The sequence below is a fragment of the Streptomyces sp. NPDC006208 genome (genome assembly GCF_040613775.1).
Classification (GTDB): Bacteria; Actinomycetota; Actinomycetes; order Streptomycetales; family Streptomycetaceae; genus Streptomyces.
This window is the reverse complement of the sequence record NZ_JBEXSW010000036.1, coordinates 1-16,662: the sequence shown is the minus strand read 5'-3', so window position 1 is coordinate 16,662 and position 16,662 is coordinate 1. Positions and strand designations below refer to the sequence as shown.

General features: G+C 69.2%; 17 protein-coding genes. 4 read left to right on the top strand and 13 right to left on the bottom strand.

Features of this window, described 5'->3' with window-relative positions; genetic code table 11:
* Positions 1–29 precede the first annotated feature (29 nt).
* The 7 genes from ccsB to hemL all read right to left on the bottom strand — a co-directional run bounded on the left by ccsB (position 30) and on the right by hemL (position 7,707).
* Positions 30–1,118, bottom strand: a complete 1,089-nt coding sequence (ccsB, locus tag ABZ208_RS26640) for a c-type cytochrome biogenesis protein CcsB (protein ID WP_356911991.1) — start codon at positions 1,116–1,118, stop codon at positions 30–32.
* Positions 1,115–2,803 carry a cytochrome c biogenesis protein ResB gene (locus tag ABZ208_RS26635; protein WP_356911990.1) on the bottom strand — a complete coding sequence of 563 codons (1,689 nt, stop codon included), beginning with the start codon at positions 2,801–2,803 and terminating at the stop codon, positions 1,115–1,117. The genes ccsB and ABZ208_RS26635 overlap by 4 nt, the downstream gene beginning before the upstream one ends.
* Before the next feature lie 5 nt (positions 2,804–2,808).
* Entirely contained in the window at positions 2,809–3,573 is a 765-nt protein-coding gene (locus ABZ208_RS26630) for a cytochrome c biogenesis CcdA family protein (RefSeq protein WP_356911989.1), read from the bottom strand.
* A gap of 4 nt (positions 3,574–3,577) precedes the next feature.
* Positions 3,578–4,177: a TlpA disulfide reductase family protein gene (locus tag ABZ208_RS26625; RefSeq protein ID WP_356911988.1), complete on the bottom strand. Its 600-nt coding sequence runs from the start codon at positions 4,175–4,177 to the stop codon at positions 3,578–3,580.
* 131 nt (positions 4,178–4,308) lie between these two features.
* Positions 4,309–5,553 carry a hypothetical protein gene (locus ABZ208_RS26620; protein WP_356911987.1) on the bottom strand — a complete coding sequence of 415 codons (1,245 nt, stop codon included), beginning with the start codon at positions 5,551–5,553 and terminating at the stop codon, positions 4,309–4,311.
* A gap of 157 nt (positions 5,554–5,710) precedes the next feature.
* The gene (locus ABZ208_RS26615) at positions 5,711–6,385 is read right to left on the bottom strand and encodes a histidine phosphatase family protein (RefSeq protein ID WP_328397868.1); all 675 of its coding nucleotides are present in this window, start codon (positions 6,383–6,385) and stop codon (positions 5,711–5,713) included.
* Entirely contained in the window at positions 6,382–7,707 is a 1,326-nt protein-coding gene (gene hemL / locus ABZ208_RS26610) for a glutamate-1-semialdehyde 2,1-aminomutase (RefSeq protein ID WP_356911986.1), read from the bottom strand. Before hemL ends, ABZ208_RS26615 begins: the two co-directional genes overlap by 4 nt.
* A gap of 116 nt (positions 7,708–7,823) precedes the next feature.
* On the opposite strand from hemL, the gene ABZ208_RS26605 reads away from it, so the two are divergent.
* Complete coding sequence (locus ABZ208_RS26605) at positions 7,824–8,378, top strand: hypothetical protein (protein ID WP_356912058.1); 555 nt, start codon at positions 7,824–7,826, stop codon at positions 8,376–8,378.
* A 423-nt stretch (positions 8,379–8,801) separates the two neighbouring features.
* On the opposite strand, the gene ABZ208_RS26600 is transcribed toward ABZ208_RS26605, so the two are convergent.
* Positions 8,802–9,452 (bottom strand): methyltransferase domain-containing protein, encoded by a 651-nt coding sequence (locus ABZ208_RS26600; RefSeq protein WP_356911985.1) that lies wholly within the window; start codon positions 9,450–9,452, stop codon positions 8,802–8,804.
* A 189-nt stretch (positions 9,453–9,641) separates the two neighbouring features.
* Between ABZ208_RS26600 and ABZ208_RS26595 the strand changes: the two genes are divergently transcribed.
* Positions 9,642–9,791: a hypothetical protein gene (locus ABZ208_RS26595; RefSeq protein ID WP_356911984.1), complete on the top strand. Its 150-nt coding sequence runs from the start codon at positions 9,642–9,644 to the stop codon at positions 9,789–9,791.
* A 196-nt stretch (positions 9,792–9,987) separates the two neighbouring features.
* On the opposite strand, the gene ABZ208_RS26590 is transcribed toward ABZ208_RS26595, so the two are convergent.
* Both ABZ208_RS26590 and ABZ208_RS26585 read right to left on the bottom strand, forming a co-directional pair.
* Positions 9,988–10,662: a type 1 glutamine amidotransferase domain-containing protein gene (locus ABZ208_RS26590; RefSeq protein WP_356911983.1), complete on the bottom strand. Its 675-nt coding sequence runs from the start codon at positions 10,660–10,662 to the stop codon at positions 9,988–9,990.
* A gap of 243 nt (positions 10,663–10,905) precedes the next feature.
* Positions 10,906–11,667 carry an SDR family NAD(P)-dependent oxidoreductase gene (locus ABZ208_RS26585; protein WP_356911982.1) on the bottom strand — a complete coding sequence of 254 codons (762 nt, stop codon included), beginning with the start codon at positions 11,665–11,667 and terminating at the stop codon, positions 10,906–10,908.
* 127 nt (positions 11,668–11,794) lie between these two features.
* Between ABZ208_RS26585 and ABZ208_RS26580 the strand changes: the two genes are divergently transcribed.
* The gene (locus ABZ208_RS26580) at positions 11,795–12,403 is read left to right on the top strand and encodes a TetR/AcrR family transcriptional regulator (protein ID WP_356911981.1); all 609 of its coding nucleotides are present in this window, start codon (positions 11,795–11,797) and stop codon (positions 12,401–12,403) included.
* Between the two features lie 647 nt (positions 12,404–13,050).
* The gene (locus ABZ208_RS26575) at positions 13,051–13,566 is read left to right on the top strand and encodes a hypothetical protein (protein ID WP_356911980.1); all 516 of its coding nucleotides are present in this window, start codon (positions 13,051–13,053) and stop codon (positions 13,564–13,566) included.
* 94 nt (positions 13,567–13,660) lie between these two features.
* On the opposite strand, the gene ABZ208_RS26570 is transcribed toward ABZ208_RS26575, so the two are convergent.
* The 3 genes from ABZ208_RS26570 to ABZ208_RS26560 form a co-directional block, all read right to left on the bottom strand.
* Positions 13,661–14,536, bottom strand: coding sequence for a glycosyltransferase (locus tag ABZ208_RS26570; RefSeq protein WP_356911979.1), 876 nt, complete (start codon positions 14,534–14,536; stop codon positions 13,661–13,663).
* A 63-nt stretch (positions 14,537–14,599) separates the two neighbouring features.
* Positions 14,600–15,667, bottom strand: a complete 1,068-nt coding sequence (sigJ, locus tag ABZ208_RS26565) for an RNA polymerase sigma factor SigJ (RefSeq protein WP_356911978.1) — start codon at positions 15,665–15,667, stop codon at positions 14,600–14,602.
* Complete coding sequence (locus ABZ208_RS26560) at positions 15,664–16,434, bottom strand: NAD(P)H-binding protein (RefSeq protein ID WP_356911977.1); 771 nt, start codon at positions 16,432–16,434, stop codon at positions 15,664–15,666. Before ABZ208_RS26560 ends, sigJ begins: the two co-directional genes overlap by 4 nt.
* Between the last annotated feature and the right edge of the window lie 228 nt (positions 16,435–16,662).

The window sequence follows — 16,662 nt, the reverse complement described above, 5'->3', positions numbered from 1 at the left end:
CGTCGCTCCCCCGCGGCGTGGGCGCTACCTCACTCGACGCCCGCGTACGAGTGCAGGCTGTTCACGAACATGTTCACGCCGTAGTAGTTCCACAGGAAGCAGAGGAACGCGACCAGCGCGATGTAAGCGGCCTTGCGGCCCTTCCAGCCGGCGGTCGCGCGGGCGTGCAGATACGCGGCGTACGCGACCCAGGTGATGAACGACCAGACCTCCTTGGCGTCCCAGCCCCAGTAGCGGCCCCAGGCGTCGCCCGCCCAGATCGCGCCCGCGATGATCGTGAACGTCCACAGCGGGAAGACGGCCGCGTTGACGCGGTAGGAGAACTTGTCGAGCGAGGCGGCCGCCGGCAGCCGCTCCATGACCGAGGTGGCGAAGCGGCCGGGCTTGCCGCCGAGCGTCAGCTTGCGCTCGTAGGAGTCACGGAACAGGTAGAGCGCGGCGCCGACCGCGCCCAGGTAGAAGACCGCGCCGCAGAAGATCGCGGTGGAGACGTGGATCCACAGCCAGTACGAGTCGAGGGCGGGAACGAGCTGGTCGCTCTCCGTGTACAGGTAGGTGACGGCGAAGCCGAGGTCCAGCAGCACGGTGGTGATCAGCGGCAGTCCGGCCCAGCGGACGTTCTTCCTGGCCAGCAGCAGCGCCAGGTACACCCCGACCGCGACCGTCGAGAAGGTCGTGGAGAACTCGTACATGTTGCCCCAGGGCGCGCGCTGCACCGACAGGGCGCGGGTGAGCACGCCGCCCGCCTCCAGCAGGAAGGCGAGCACGGTCAGGGACACCGCGATCCGGCCGTACAGATCGCCCTTCTCGGTGCCGCCGTGGGCGCCGGGGCCGTCGGGCACGTCACGGGCGCCGCTCACGGCGCGCGTGATCACCTTCGGCTTGTCCAGAACGGTGGTACCGCCCGCGCTCCTCACCCGGACCGCGGGGGCGGCGGGCTGTGCCGCGCCCGCGGGTGCGGTCAGCGCGGCGGCGGTACGGGCCACCTTGCTTCGGCTGCCGAAGATCCACTCGGCGATGTGCGCGAGAAAGGCCAGTGTGTAGACGGCCATCGACGAATAGATCAGGTAATTGCTGATCTGCGCCAGATTCTCGTTGGTTGCGGCGGCGAGAGTCACTTCTCAGCCCCTTCGGCAGGAACATCGGCGGGTACATCGACTGGTTCAGGCGCGGTCGGCGCCTGCGCGTGCAGGGTGGCGGCCAGGTCGGCCAGCTCTTCGGGAAGCTTCGCCGACTCGCTCCGGCCAAGGCCCGCCATCTCCACGACGGTGATCCCGTCCTCGCCGCGCACCGCCCGCACCCAGATCCGGCGGCGCTGGATGAACAACGAGCCGACGAGTCCGGCGATGGCGGCGATCGCGCCGGCCAGCGCCCAGCCGTTGCCCGGCTGCTGCGAGATCTGGAAGCTCGCCCACTCCTTAACCTCGTTCTCGAAGGTGATGGAACCGGCGCCGTCCGGGAGCTTCATGGTCTCGCCGGGCAGCAGGCGCGCCTTGAGGATCTCGCCGGTGGAGTCCTTGAACTGCTTCATCTTGCGGGTGTCGAGCTGGTACACGTTCTGCGGAAGTCCGGCGTCGACGCCGAGGCTGCCGTGGTAGCCGGTGAGCGCGAGCACCGGGTACTCGAGACCGGGGAACTGCGAGAACATGTTGCCGTTGCCCGCGCCGGCGAAGGTCGGCACGAAGAAGGCCTGGAAGCCGAGCTGGTCCCTCGTGCCGTTCTTGTCGCGGTAGCCGTCCATCACCTTGATGGCACCGGTCGACGTGACGTTGTTGTCGATCGGGAGCAGCGGCACCGCGCCGTTGAAGACGACCTTGCCCTTGCCGTCCCGGATCGTGACGACCGGGGCGTAGCCGTGCGACAGCAGATAGACCTTGGTGCCGTCGACGACCAGCGGCTTGTTGACCTCGATGACGGACCTGCGGTCGGGGCCGGTGCCCTTCGACCAGGTGACGGCGGCCTCGAAGGTGCGCGGGGTGCCGCGCTGCGGCCCGCTCTTGGCGTACGTACCGGTGAAGCTGTCGAGCTTGAAACTGAACGGCACCAGTTCGTCCGGCGTGAACAGGGAGCCGGACTTGAAGTCGTCGTACATCGGGAGCACGTTGGAGAAACCGTCGCCCTCGACGACGAGTTTGCCGCCTTCGGACTTGAACAGCTGGCCACTGGCGAACGCCACCAGCATCACGATCAGGGCGACATGGAAGACCAGATTGCCCGCTTCGCGGAGATAGCCCTTTTCGGCGGCAACCGCGTCACCGGCCGCATCCGCGCGGAAGCGGCGTTTCTTCAGCATCGCGAGCGCCGCCTCGCGCACCTGCTCGGGCTCGGCCTGGGTGCGCCAGGTGGTGTACGCGGGCAGCCGGGTCAGCCGCTTGGGCGCGCCCGGCGGCCGGCCGCGCAGCTGTCCGACGAACTGCCAGCTGCGCGGGACGATGCAGCCGATGAGGGAGACGAACAGCAGGATGTAGATCGCCGAGAACCACACCGAGCTGTAGACGTCGAAGAACTGGAGCTTCTCGTAGACCGGCGCGAGGACGTCGTGCCGCTCCTTGAACGCCTGCACCTTCAGCTCGTCCACGCTGTTCTGCGGGATGAGGGAACCCGGGATCGCGCCCAGGGAGAGCAGGAACAGCAGGATCAGTGCGACCCGCATGGACGTCAGCTGGCGCCAGAACCACCGTGCCCAGCCGATGACTCCGAGGGCCGGACCTCCGATGCCGTCCTTTTCCTCGCCGGGCGCGGTGGACAACTGGGCCCCGGCCGCGCCGAGGTCCTGCTGCTCTGCCGCTTCGGTCTTGCTCATCGAACTCAGATCCCCACCTGGAAGCCTTGTGCCCAGCCCTGCATCTCCTGCACAAGGCTGTCCCACGCACCTGTGAGCAGCAGCAGACCGGTCGCGATCATCATGCCGCCGCCGATCCGGATCACCCAGACGTAGTGCCGCTTGACCCAGCCGAACGCGCCGAGCGCCTTGCGGAAGGCGACCGCGGCGGCGATGAACGGGAGGCCGAGCCCCAGGCAGTACGCGACCGAGAGTACGGCCCCGCGTCCGGCGCTCGCCTCGCTGAGAGCGAGCCCGTTCACTGCCGCGAGGGTGGGTCCGACGCACGGCACCCAGCCGACGCCGAACAGGGCGCCCAGCAGTGGGGCGCCGACCAGTCCGGTCGCGGGCCGCATGTGGAAGCGGAATTCGCGCTGGGTGAGCCAGGGCATCAGGCCCATGAAGAACACGCCCAGCAGGATCATCAGCACACCGAGGAGCCTGGAGATGATCTCCCGGTGTCCGAGGAGGGTGTTGCCGAAGTAGCCGAACAGGGCGCCGCCGGAGACGAACACGACCGTGAAGCCGAGTACGAAGAGGGACGCGCCGCTGACCATCCGGCCGCGCCGGGCGTCCGCCAGGTCGGTCCCGCTGACTCCGGTGACGTACGAGAGGTAGCCGGGCACCAGCGGCAGTACGCAGGGCGAGAAGAACGAGACGAGGCCGCCGAGCACGGCGATGGGCAGCGCGAGCACCAGTGCCCCGTCGCGCACCGTCTCGGTCACGCCGGGCGCCGCGGCGAGAATTTCCACAGGATCACTTCTCCGCGATCAGCGGGTCGAGCATCTTGCGGAGTCCCTCGTCGTCGAGCTCCCTCAGCGACCGCGCCGCCATCTTTCCCTCGCGGTCGAGGACGATCGTGGTCGGAACGGACTGGGGATTGAGGCTGCCCCTGGGGAAGCCGTTGACGAGGAGCTTTCCGATCGGGTCGTACAGACTCGGATAGCCGACTCCGTAATCCTTCTCGAAGGCGATCGCCGGGCCCTTCTCGGTGTCCCGTGTGTTGATCCCGACGAATTGGACGCCCTTGTCCTTGGTCTCCTTGGCGACCTTGGCGAAATACGTCGCTTCGGCACGGCAGGGCCCGCACCACGATCCCCAGACGTTCAGTACGACGACCTTGCCCTTGAAGTCGGCGACGTCGAGCTGCTTGCCGTCCAGGGTCTCCCCGGCGAGCTTGTTCGGCGCCACGCGCTTCCCCTTGGCGACGGTGTCGATGCCGCCGGTGTTGGTGACGAAGTTCGTGTCACCGCCGCCGCCCGACTTTCCGCCGTCGCCACAGGCCGACAACGTGAGCGCGCCGACGGCGACCAGGGTGGTCAGCAGGGCGGCGCGAGGGGCACGGCTTAGGCTCATGTGAAAAGTTTCGCATGGCCCTGCCGGGGATCTTCCGCACCCCCCTCGATGCCCGCAGACCCTGAGGAAACGCGGCACAGAGGGCAACCCACCACGCCCCCGGCACAGGTCCACCACAAGAGCGCCGCGAGTCAGGCAGCGTTGAAGAAGGTGTTCCAGCCGCCCGCCGGGGCCTGGCCGACCTCGAGTGTGCGGAGCTTGGCGAGCACCTGCGGGCCTTGGACGTCGAGCCAGTCGCAGAACTGCCGGAAGGACACCAGCCGTACGTCCGGCTTGTCGGCCATGCCCTTGATCGCTTCCTCCACGGCATCCATGTAGATACCGCCGTTCCATTGCTCGAAGTGGTTGCCTATGAACAGGGGCGCGCGATTGGTGTCGTAGGCCCGTTGGAACCCGTTGAGATAGGCCTCGGTGGCCTGCTTCTTCCAGCGCGGATAGTTCGCGGGTACGCCATTGGTCGAATTGCGCGACTGGTTGGCGAGGATGTTGTAGTCCATCGAGAGGACCTCGAAGGAATGCCCGGGGAACGGGATCTGCTGCAGCGGCAGGTCCCAGATCTCCATCTTCTTGTCGGGCCACACCTGGCGGCCGCCGGGCGAGCTCGCGTCGTAGCGCCAGCCGAGCTGCTTGGCCATGGGCAGCAGCTTGTCCTGGCCGAGCAGACAGGGAGTGCGCGCGCCGACGAGTTCCTTGCGGTAGTCGAAAGGCAGCGGGTCGATGTCGCGCCAGCCGCTGTTGGTACGCCACTGGGTGACGAACGACACAGCCTGCTCCGTCTCGTTGCGCCAGTCCGCGGACGACCAGTTGCCGACCGATCCGGAACCGGCGCAGAAATGCCCGTTGAAGTGGGTGCCTATCTCATGGCCGTCCAGCCATGCCTGGCGTATGTACTTCAGCGTGTCCTTGATGTGGTCGTCGGTGAGATAACCGATGTCGGACGCACCGATGCCGTTGTTCGGCGGCTTGTAGAGCGTCTTCTTCGACTCGGGCAGGAGATAGATTCCGGAGAGGAAGAACGTCATCGCCGCGTCGTGGTTCTTGGCCAGTTCGAGGAATCGCGGGAAGAGACCGTTGCCGACCTCGCCCGCGCCGTCCCAGGAAAAGATGACGAATTGCGGGGGCGTCTGGCCCGGTTCGAGCGGTTCGGGCCGCTTCGGCTGGTGCGGCTGCTTTCCGGTGTCGGAGGTGGAACCGTCCCCGATCAGCCGGCCCTCGCTCTTGGACGGGGACGGCTTGCCGCCCTTGCCCGGGTCGCCGCCGCCCGACGGCCCGGCCTGCCCCGGCTCGGCACCGACGTAACCGCAGCCGGCCGCCCCGATGGCGGCCGCGGCCCCGAGCCCCGCCCCGAGCAGACCCCTTCGACTGATCTCGCGCATCTCGCCGCCCCCACCCCCGCGCTCTCTTCTGGTCCGGGAGAGCCCTCAAAGCCGGTGCCGGTGTTTGTCCGACACCGGTTGAGATGAGGATCGGAACACAAAGGTTCCTGGAGCGGATGCGTATTTTTCTGATCAGCTCTTAACCGACCATGAACAACTAGGCGCCGAATGCCTTGGCCTTCCCCTTCACGGGTTTGGCACCCGCGAGAAGATGCGCCGGAACAAGATCGCGCGCCGGCTCCGAGTAACCGACCGAGACGATCCTGTCGCCCTGGTACGTGAAGGTCGTGAGCGAGGCGAGTGTGCACTGCCTGCGGCGCGGGTCGTGCCACAGGCGGCGGCGCTCCACGAAGCTGCGCACGATCCAGATCGGGAGCTGGTGGCTGACGCACACCGCCTCATGCCCGCGGGCGGCGTCCCGGGCCGCGGCCAGCGCGCCCATCATCCGTACGACCTGCTCCACGTACGGCTCGCCCCACGACGGGCGGAACGGGTTGGTCAGATGCTTCCAGTTGGCCGGCCTGCGCAGTGCGCCGTCTCCCACGCCGAAGGTCTTGCCCTCGAAGACGTTGCCCGCCTCGATCAGCCGCTCGTCCGTGTCGAGGGTCAGCCCGTGCGCCTTGGCGACCGGCGTGGCCGTCTCCTGGGCGCGTTCCAGCGGGGAGGCGACGACGTGCGCGATGTCACGGCCCGCGAGATGCTCGGCGACCCGGTCGGCCATCTGCCGCCCGAGCTCCGAGAGGTGATAGCCGGCGCGGCGGCCGTAGAGCACGCCGTCGGGGTTCTCCACCTCGCCGTGGCGCACCAGGTGGACGACGGTGATCTCGCTCATGCGGACACCTCGCTCGCCCCGGCGGCGGCACGGGCGGCGGCAGGCAGTGCTGCTGCGATCCGCTCGATCGCACGCTCGTCGTGGGCCGTGGAGACGAACCACGACTCGAAGGCGGACGGCGGCAGGTACACGCCGTCGGAGAGCATCGAGTGGAAGAAGGCGTTGAACCGGAAGGCCTCCTGCTTCTTGGCGTCCTCGTAGGTGCGCACCTCCTCACCCGTGAAGAACACCGAGAACATGTTGCTCGCCGTCTGCAGCCGGTGCGCCACGCCCTCCTTGGTGAGCGCGTCCGTCACCAGGCCCTGGATCTCCTGCGAGACCTTGTCGACCTTCTCGTACGCGGCGTCGTCGAGCAGGCGCAGCTGCGCGAGGCCCGCGGCGGTGGCCACCGGGTTACCGGACAGCGTGCCCGCCTGGTAGACGGGACCTGCCGGGGCGAGATGCGCCATGACGTCCCTGCGGCCACCGAACGCGGCCGCCGGGAAGCCCCCGCCCATGACCTTGCCGAAGGTCATCAGGTCGGGCTTCACGCCGTCGATCCCGTACCAGCCGGCCCTGGAGGTACGGAAACCGGTCATCACCTCGTCGGAGATGTACAGCGCGCCGTTCTTCTCGCAGGCGGCCCTGAGCCCCTCGTTGAAACCGGGCAGCGGCGGGACCACGCCCATGTTCCCGGGCGAAGCCTCGGTGATCACACAGGCGATCTCGCCGGGGTGCGCCGCGAAGGCGGCGTGCACGGCCTCCAGGTCGTTGTACGGCAGCACGATGGTGTCGCCGGCCTGGGCGCCCGTGACCCCCGGGGTGTCCGGGAGCGCGAAGGTGGCCACCCCCGAGCCCGCGGCGGCGAGCAGGGCGTCGACATGACCGTGGTAGCAGCCGGCGAACTTCACGACCTTGGCCCGGCCGGTGAAGCCACGGGCCAGTCTGATCGCGGACATCGTCGCTTCGGTGCCGCTCGAAACCAGCCGAACCTGCTCGACCGGTTCGATCCGGGCCACGATCTCCTCGGCCAGGGCGACCTCGCCCTCACCGGGCGTGCCGAAGGACGTGCCGCGGGCGACAGCCGCCTGGACCGCCTCGATGACGGCCGGGTGCGCGTGCCCGAGGATCATGGGCCCCCACGAGCAGACGAGATCGACATACTCGCGCCCGTCGGCGTCGGTGAGGTACGGACCGGTGCCCGACACCATGAACCGGGGCGTACCGCCCACGGCACGGAAAGCACGGACGGGAGAGTTCACGCCGCCGGGCGTCACAAGGGACGCGCGGTCGAAAAGCGTCTGCGAAACTGGGGCGTCATAGGGAAAGCTCACGGAATCCATGGTGTCAGAGCCCCGGACGATCTCGCGGTCGGGTGTTTCACCACTCGGGCGTGGGGGAGGTCACTGTCACGATGATCGGGTTGCGCGGCGGGGGCTGCGAATGGTCGGGTGGAGATATGCATCGCGGTGGCGGAGTGGGCGAGGGGACTGACGACCTGGGTCCTGAGCCTGCCCGGCGGGGGAAGCACCGGCGGGGCGACGCGGATGAGCCCGCGGAGATCAGGAGCGGCCGTGTGGGGGTGACCTACAAATACTTCGGCGCGCCCGACGGAGCCACAGCCGCCAGGGTGCCGATCTCCATGCGCCCCGAGGAGCTCGGCGGCGACGAGCTCGGCATGGGCGGAATGTTCACCAAGATCAAGCCGGAGACCATAGCCGCGATGGTGCTCACCGGCATCCAGGGCATGCCGCTGCACAAGGTTCCGCCGCTGGAGCTGGTGGTCCTGCACCCCGACTACGCGGTGGTCAAGCTGCCCATGACGGTCGTCGACCCGCTCCGCGGCATCGGCGAGGAGTCGGTGGGCGCGGCTGCTTTCATCTGGTCGACGGTCCCGGACCGCGGCGGGCCGCGGGACGCGTTCAACGTCTATCAGCTGCTGCACGAATGGCAGGATTTCAGCCATCGTCTGCATGAGGCGGGCCACCAGCCGTACTGCCTGGTGTGGCCCTGAGCCCGTTCAGCGGTGTGGGGTTTTCTACCCCCCTCTCTCGTCGTCATGTGCCGGGAAGGGCCGTCTGACGGCCAGGGCACATTGAGCGCGCATTGGTTTCGTTGAGGGCACCCGTGTGCCCTCGGGAGTCCGCGTGTGCCCGTCCTCTTCGTTCTTGGCTTCCGTGAAGGCGTCATCGATCGCCTTGCGGGTGTGTCTCCCCCGATTCCGAATCCGCCGAGCAGTCCGGCTTGGTCGGTGAACAGCACCGGTCGGTGGACGAACGTCTTCCATCGACCAGGGGGTCGCGGACCGTGCGTTCGACGACGACCCGGATGACGGTCCGCGCCGGCGGCGCCGGCGAAGTGGGCGAGTGTGCGGGCCAAGGTCCAGCCGCAGGTGTGGAACGTGCCCCGGTTCCGGCCGCCTCGGCAAATCACCGGGTCATGAACGGGGTCTGCGGGCGTGGAGGACGAAGGCTGGGGGTGTGTTGCGCCATATGGTGCGGCTGGGGACGACTTCTTCGAACCGGTCGGCCAGCAGCTCCCGGAACCGACGGGCGGGAGTGAGGGGCACGGCGTGGAGGTAGGTGAACGCGGTGAAGGCACCCGCCGGGGCGAGCACCGCGGCTGTCGCGTCCATCAGCTGGTGTTGGGCAGCGTAGGGAAAGAGTGCCCAGGGCAGGCCGCTGACCACCACGTCGGCCCTCTCGATGCTGCGCTCGTCCAGCAGGTGACGCAGGTGCACGGCGTCGCGCTGGATCACCTCCGCCCCCGGGTGGCGGTGGCGCAGGCGCTGAGCGAGGAGTGGATCGATCTCGACGGCCAGGTGGCGGCCGCGGCCGCCGAGCCGGCGCTGGATCTCGGCGGTGAACGCTCCGGTGCCGGCACCCAGCTCCACCACGACGGGCTCGCCTCGCTCGGGCACCGGGGCGCAGACCGCCTCGGCCAGGTGCCGCGAGCTGGGGGCGATGGCCCCCATGCGGGCCGGGGCGCGCACCCACTGCCGCAGGAACAGGGTGTAGTCGTTCGGCTCCTGCCCGGGCTTGCAGAGACGGCAGTGCCGTGGTGTGCGGTGCGCGGTGCTGGTGGTCATGTCGGATGCCCTTGTCGGGGTGTGCGGGTGGTCGACCGTGTCGGCGTGAAGGGGCAATGTGCGGTGTGGGGGTCCAGTTGGTGGCGCGGTGGCCGGTTCTGTTGAGGGCGGAAGGACTGGAAGGGCGACGTCGGCCGTGGCAGGCGCGGAACCTTCTACCGGCACTTCGTCCCCAAGGACGACCTGGTCGTGGCCTGTCTGCTGACCAAGGACGCCTCCTACAAGACGGTGGCCGAACCATCGACCGCCGCGCACTCGCCCGCGGAGGCGATCGACCTGATCTTCAAGGCGATCTCCGAGCACGCCCGCGAGCGCGGATTTCGCGGATCGCTGTCATGAACGCGGCCGCCGGGTACCCGGACACCGACCACCCGGTCCGCAGCCTGGCGGCGTCCAGCGCATGCGAAGGCAGGCGGGCGGCGGTCAGCGCAGCCGTGGACCTCGTGACACTGGTCTGGATTCGTGGGTCAGGACAGCTTCTTGAGCGCCCCGCAGATGCGGGCACCCCGGGTTCCGTACTGGTTACTCGATCTGGTTACTCGAATTCGGCCAAGGCACCGAGAATCAAGTCGCTGACGGCCTTGGTGGACACCGGGTTCTGGCCCGTGATCAGGCGGCCGTCACGCACGGCATGCGGCGTCATCGGGACAGTGGAGCGCACATACTTGGCTCCCTTCGCGCGCAATTCGTCCTCCAGGAGGAACGGCACCCTGCTCTTCACGCCGGACAGTCTTTCCTCGACCGTCGCGAAGCCTGTCACGGTGCGGTTCCGGACGAGCGGATTCCCGTCGGCGTCCTGCAGGTTGATGAGGGCGCAGGCGCCATGGCAGACCGATGAGACGATGCCGCCGCCGGCGTAGATGCCCTGGGCTTTTCGGTGCAGTTCAGCACTGTCGGGAAAGTCCCACATAGTGCCGTGCCCACCTGTGAAGAAGATCGTGGAGTAGTCGTCCGGATCTGCGTCGGCAACAGACGCCGTGGCTTTCAGGGCGGTCATGAAGGCCGGGTCGGCGAGATAGTTGCGAACCGTCCGGTCGGCGAACAAACGGCCGAGGCTACGAGGGTCGAGTGGCACCTCGCCGCCTGCCGGGCTGACCACATCCACGGTGTGACCGTCCTTCACCGCCTTGTCGTAGAAATGGACGAGTTCGCCCAGCCACAGGCCGGTCCGGTGCTTGCTCGCCCCGTAGGTGGCCTGATTGGTCACCACCGCCAGAATCCTTTTCCGTCTCACTTTTCCCACATCTCCTTTGCAGGCCAACGACACATTCGGGACCGGTGCGGCAGAACGCCCGCCGGAGCGCCCCGCGCCAATTGCTCCAGGCCGCCTCCGAGCGCGACGGCAGTGGCCGGCAGCAGGCAGACACGGACGATGGTGCCGGCCGGCGTGAGAGAGGTGTGGGCCGCCATCATGTCTCCTTGCCTGCCTCGGAGTTGGCCACGGGAATGGCGCTCAGACCTGCTCGGTAGGGCGTACGAGCAGCTCGGCGACGGCCACGTGCCGGGGGCGGGTGACGATGTAGCCGACGGTGTCGGCGATGTCCTGGCCCTGCAGCCGATCAATGTCGCCCAGGGAGGCGGCGATGTACTGCTGGACGACGGCTGGGTTGTGCGTGCGCAGTTCGGTGTCGACGCTGCCCGGCTCGATGACGGACACGCGGACGTGCTGACGTGCCAGTTCCTGCCGCAGCGACTCGCTGAAGGCACCGACGCCGAACTTGGTGGCGCTGTACACGGCGGACATTGCGTAGGCGTTGCGGCCGGCGAGCGAGCCGATGTTGACGATGTCGGCGACCTGACGGGGCTCCTCGGCGGCTGCCTTGACCAGGTGGGGTACGGCCGCGTGGGCGGTGTACATCAGGCCCATGAGGTTGATGTCGATCATGCGCCGCCAGTCGTTCAGGTCCGCGCCAGGGGCGGGCCCGAGCAGCATGAGGCCGGCGTTGTTGACCAAGGTGTCCAGGCGGCCCAGGCCCTCGACGGTCCGCTCGACCGCTTCCGCGGCGGCCTGGGCATCGGTGATGTCGGCGGGCACGACCAGGGCCTTCCCGTCGGCCTTGGAGATCTCCGCGGCGAGGTCGGTGAGCCGGTCCTCGCGCCGGCCGACCAGGGCCACGGAGGCGCCCTCGCGAGCAAGCTCAAGAGCAGTAGCGTGGCCGATACCGCTGGAAGCCCCGGTGACCAGGGCGACTGTTCCTTCAAGACGACGAGTCATGGTTCAAGCCTTTCGATGAAAACGGCCACGTTGCTCGGGCCGTACTGGCTAGGGGAGATGGCCCTCTTGGCGGGAGCCGTATGGGGGCGCAGGCCGCTCAAGACCGAGCCAAAGGCACAATGGGGAAGTGAGCATCAGCGGGCAGAAGACCACCGACACCACGCGTCAAGGGACCAAGCAGGACGGAGAGCTGCCGCCCCGCGAACGCCTGGTCCGGGCCGCGTCACGCCTGTTCTATTACGAGGGCGTACGCGCGATCGGCGTGGAGCGGCTGATCGCCGAGGCCGGGGTGACCAAGGCGACCTTCTACCGGCACTTCGCCTCCAAGGACGACCTGGTCGTGGCCTATCTGCTGACCAAGGACGCCTACTACAAGACGGTGGCCGAACCGCTGGCCGCCGCGCACCCGCCCGCGAAGGCGATCGACCTGATCTTCGAGGCGATCTCCGAGCACGCCCGCGAGCGCGGATTTCGGGGATCGCCGTTCATGAACGCGGCCGCCGAGTACCCGGACGCCGACCACCCGGTCCGCGGCCTGGTGACGTCCCACCGGGACTGGATCCGCAACCTCTTCCAGGAGCTGCTCACCCGGCTCGGCCACACCGACCCGGAGTCGGCCGCCGGTGCACTGCTGATGCTGTACGACGGCGCGATGGCAGCGGGCTACCTGGACGACTCGACGGCCGCCCACAAGACCCTGCTGGACGCGGTCCGACTGATCCGATCGGGAGGCTGACCCCGTCGGGACCGCGTGAAGCAGCGGCTCTGTGCGGGGCCCCGGCCGGGCCGGGGCACGGATTGGCTTCATGGAACCTTTTTGGTCTCTCTTCGATGTACACCGGCGACCTATGGCAGCTCTCCGCCTGGAGGCAGCCCGGCCGGGAAGGCCGATACAGCGCACCCTCCAGAAGGTAGGAAGACCGGTCGTTCTACCTCTCGACGATAGCCGCCTCAGCGTCCGCGCGCCACCGATCGACCCTCTTGTGGGATCCCTCACCCGACCGCCGCCGGCTCTCGAGACCGACCCCGCCAAGAAGCCCCAAGGCCGGCACCTTCCCCCTTCCGGCCACCTGGCACGCCCCGCTCTCGTCGCCGCCGCATCCGGACTGTCACTCTCCGGCGCATCTTTCGGACATGGGGCGACTTGCCCTGCGGGGCCCTATGCCGCAACGCGGCCGTTCCCGGGACAACACCGCAGGTCAATGCCCCCTCGTTGAACGGCCGGTCCTCGACGGCGGCGCCAAGGGGCACCTTGCCGGTGGGCGGTGCTCCTGCGAGCATCCCAGCGCGCGCTCTACGGCGGCCGGGGCACGGGACAGACCCTGGTTGGCCCCCCACCCGTTGGTTCTGCCCGTCGGACGACCAACTCAGGAGTGCATTCCCATGCTGCGATCGAAACTCCGGTCCTTACTGCTCGGCGCCGGCACCGCGGCCGTCGTGCTGGGCACCGCCCTCGCCCCGGCCACCGCGTCGGCCGCGCCCGCGGCCCCGCTGCCCCCTGCGGCGGACAACGCCCCGGCGGCGGCCCCGGCCGAGGCGTCCGCCGCCGCCGGCTTCTGGTCCTGCACGATCCCGCCCGGCTACACCTACAGCAACACCCAGAACACCCTGTCCTGCTCGACCAGCGGCGGGTTCCGCACCATGTACTACGTGCAGCCGCCCGCGGACGGCCTGTGGGCATGTACCACGATGCCCGGCTACACCTACAGCAACACCCAGAACACGCTGAGCTGCTCGACCAGCGGGGGGTTCCGCACCATGTACTACCTGCGCGCGCCCCGGACGGGCCTGTGGGCGTGCACGGTCCCGCCGGGCTTCACGTACACCGGCACGCAGAACACCCTGTCCTGCTCGACCAGCGGCGGGTTCCGCACCATGTACTACCTCAGGGCGTTCTGACGGGCCGACCGCAGCGCGCCCGCCCGGTCCTCCGGGCGGGCGCGTTCTCGGGCACGGCGGCCGTGTCCGGCGAGGGTCGAAGCGGTCGGCGTGCTCAGACCACCGGCGGGCGGCCCAGGCGGGCCATCAGCCACACGGTGCTCCAGCGCATCGGCCGACGCTGACCGCACGGCGTACGCACCCCTTCCGCGAAGCCGCTGAACCAGGCACGCAGCCCCGGCGCCGACCGGGTACGGGCCAGCGTGAGCGCGGTCCAGGCACCGAGGTACACCGGGACGAGCGGGGCGGGAAGATTCCGCTTCGCCAGCCAGACACGGTTGCGTGCGGTCATCCGGTAATAGACGCCGTGCCGGGTCGGCGCGGTGCGCGGATGCTGCAGCACCAGCTCGGGTGCGTAAAGGATCTTCCATCCGTCGTCCAGCGCACGCCAGGCGAGATCGGTCTCCTCGTGTGTGAAGAAGAAGTCCTCCGGCCAGCCGCCCACCCGCTCGAGCATGGGCATCGACAGAGCGTGCCCGCCGCCGAGGAAGGTCGTCACATGGCCGCCGCGCATCGGGTCGCCGGAGCCGATGCGCGGGATGTGGCGCCGCTGGGTGAACCCGGTCTCGTCCGCGATCCGGAAGCTGACGATACCGAGCGCGGGGTCCGCGGCGTACATGTCGGCGAGCCGGCTGAACACGTCGGGGGCGATGAGCAGGCCGTCGTCGTCCAGGTCGACGAGGATGTCGACGTCGCCGAACTCCCTCAGCCGCTCCATCGCCACATTGCGGCCGCCGGACACACCGAGGTTCTCCGGCAGCTCGACTCCCGTGACGTGCGAGGGGAGTTCGGGCAGCGGGGCACCGTTGGAGACGACGACGACCCGGGTCGCGGGATGATCCTGCGCAGCCACGGAGTCGAGCAGGGCACGCAGTTCGGCGGGGCGCGTGCCCATCGTCAGCACGGCCACACCCACACGGGATCGGGTCACGTCCACATCTCCATCGGTCGACTGCTCGGCCGCCGGTTCCCCGGCGATCCGTGACCCGGGAGCTTAACGGGATTCGTCCAGCAGATGTACGGCAGTGAGCTTGTCAGGGTTGCGTACGACGTCGATGTCGGTGATCCGGCCGGTGTCCACCGTGAACGCGACCACCGACAGATTGCCGTCCGCATCGCTGACGACGAGCCCCGGCGCGCCGTTGACCTGAGCGATCCGCAGCTGCCGCAGCGGGCGCCTGGTGAACCCGATCAGCAGCCTGGCGACATGCCCGGCGCCGCGCTCGATGTGGCGCACCGCACTCACCTTGCCACCGCCGTCACCGCGCAGCCGGACGTCGGGATCGAGCAAGGCGAGAAGTCCTTCCAGGTCACCGCCCTGGCAGGCGTCGGCGAACGCTGCGGCGATTTCACGCTGTTGGCCGATGGTGGGCGGGAACCGGGGCCGCCCGAGCTCGACGTCCCGCCGTGCGCGGGCGGCGAGTTGGCGTACGGCGGCAGGGGTACGCCCGACGACGTCGGCGACCTCGTCGAAGGGCAACCCGAAAACGTCGTGCAGCAGAAACGCGGTGCGCTGGGCGGGCGACAGCTGCTCCAGCACGACGAGCAGCGCCATGCTGACGGACTCGTCGAGCGTGACGCGCGCGGCGGGGTCGTCGGCGGGGACGGCCTCGACGAGCGGCTCGGGCAGCCAGGTCCCGACATAGCGCTCGCGCCGCACGCGCGCACTCCCCAGCGCGTCAAGAGCCAAGCGCCCCACAGTGGTGGTCAGCCAGGCCCGCAGATCCCGGATCGCGCCGGGGTCGTCGAGCCTGCGCAGCCGGAACCAGGCCTCCTGTACGCAGTCCTCGGCCTCGGCGACGGACCCCGTGGTGGCGTACGCCACGCGCACCAGGCGCGCCCGCTCCCGCTCGAACGCTTCGTCAAGGTCGCGCTGGTCACGGGCGGCCGCCTCATCGGCCTCCTCGTCACGCACGCGGTCGTCACGGGCCGCCTCCTCGCCGGACCGCTCGCCGCGCGCGGGGTCGTCGCGGACGCGCTCGCCGATTGGCCGCTCGTCGCTGGACCCCTCGTCGCGGGCACGGTCGTCACAGGCGCGCTCGTCCCCGGGTCGACTGCTCATCGTCCGTTCACCTTGCCCGTCGTGGTCTGCGCGCGGAGCCAGTCGTCGAAGCGCACCGTCCCGCGGACATCCGCACGGTCCGACGTCGCCGCACCCGACCGCAGCGCGCGCCCCAGAGCCCCTGGCAGGGGCAGCGGAACGACCAGCGCCCTGCGCCCCGTGATCGCGCGCCAGCGACGGGCGAGTACGCGCAGGTCAGTCGTCTCGGGGCCGGTCACCTCCACACGTCCGCGCCGCGGCCCGCCCTCGACGACGTCGGCGACCACGCGCGCCACCTCCGCGCACGCCACCGTCTGCAGCCGCGCCCGCGGCACCGGCAGCACCCGCGTCCTGCCGACCGCGGCGAAGCCCATGGCCAGCAGCTCATGGAACTGCGTGGCACGCACCACCGTCCACGGCACCCGTGCGCTCTCCACCACATGTTCCTGCTCCGCCTTGGACCGGTAATAGCCGAGCGGCAACTGATCACAGCCCACGATGGACACACAGACGTGATGGCCCACTCCCGCGGACTCCTCGGCCGCGAGCAGCCGCCGCGAGCCTTCCACCAGGATCTGTTCGGCCTGCTTGGGCGACCGGCTGTTGCTCGCGTCGACGACGGCGTCGCAGCCCTCGATCGCCTCGGCCAGCCCGTCCCCGGTGGTCAGATCGACCCGGTACTCCGGTGCGTGCCGGCTGAGCACCCGTACGTCGTGCCCGCGTCCGCGCAGCTCCTCGGCGGTCTCCCGGCCGAGCGTTCCCGTTCCTCCAGCGATGGCGATCCTCATACCCTCAGGACGACACAGCCCGCGGCTGTGTGACATCCGTGCTCCGCCACACGTACGTACCTCCGCGACCGCCCCCGGGGCCCGGACCGGCCGCCGTGCCACGGGCCGGACACGACCTCACCGGGCATTACACCTAGGACTTGTCCGGTCGATCATGTGCGGAGCAGGAGTGGATCTATCCTGAGCGCCTAGGGAGGGGGTGCTGTGGAGCGGGATGTTCAGCTGGTA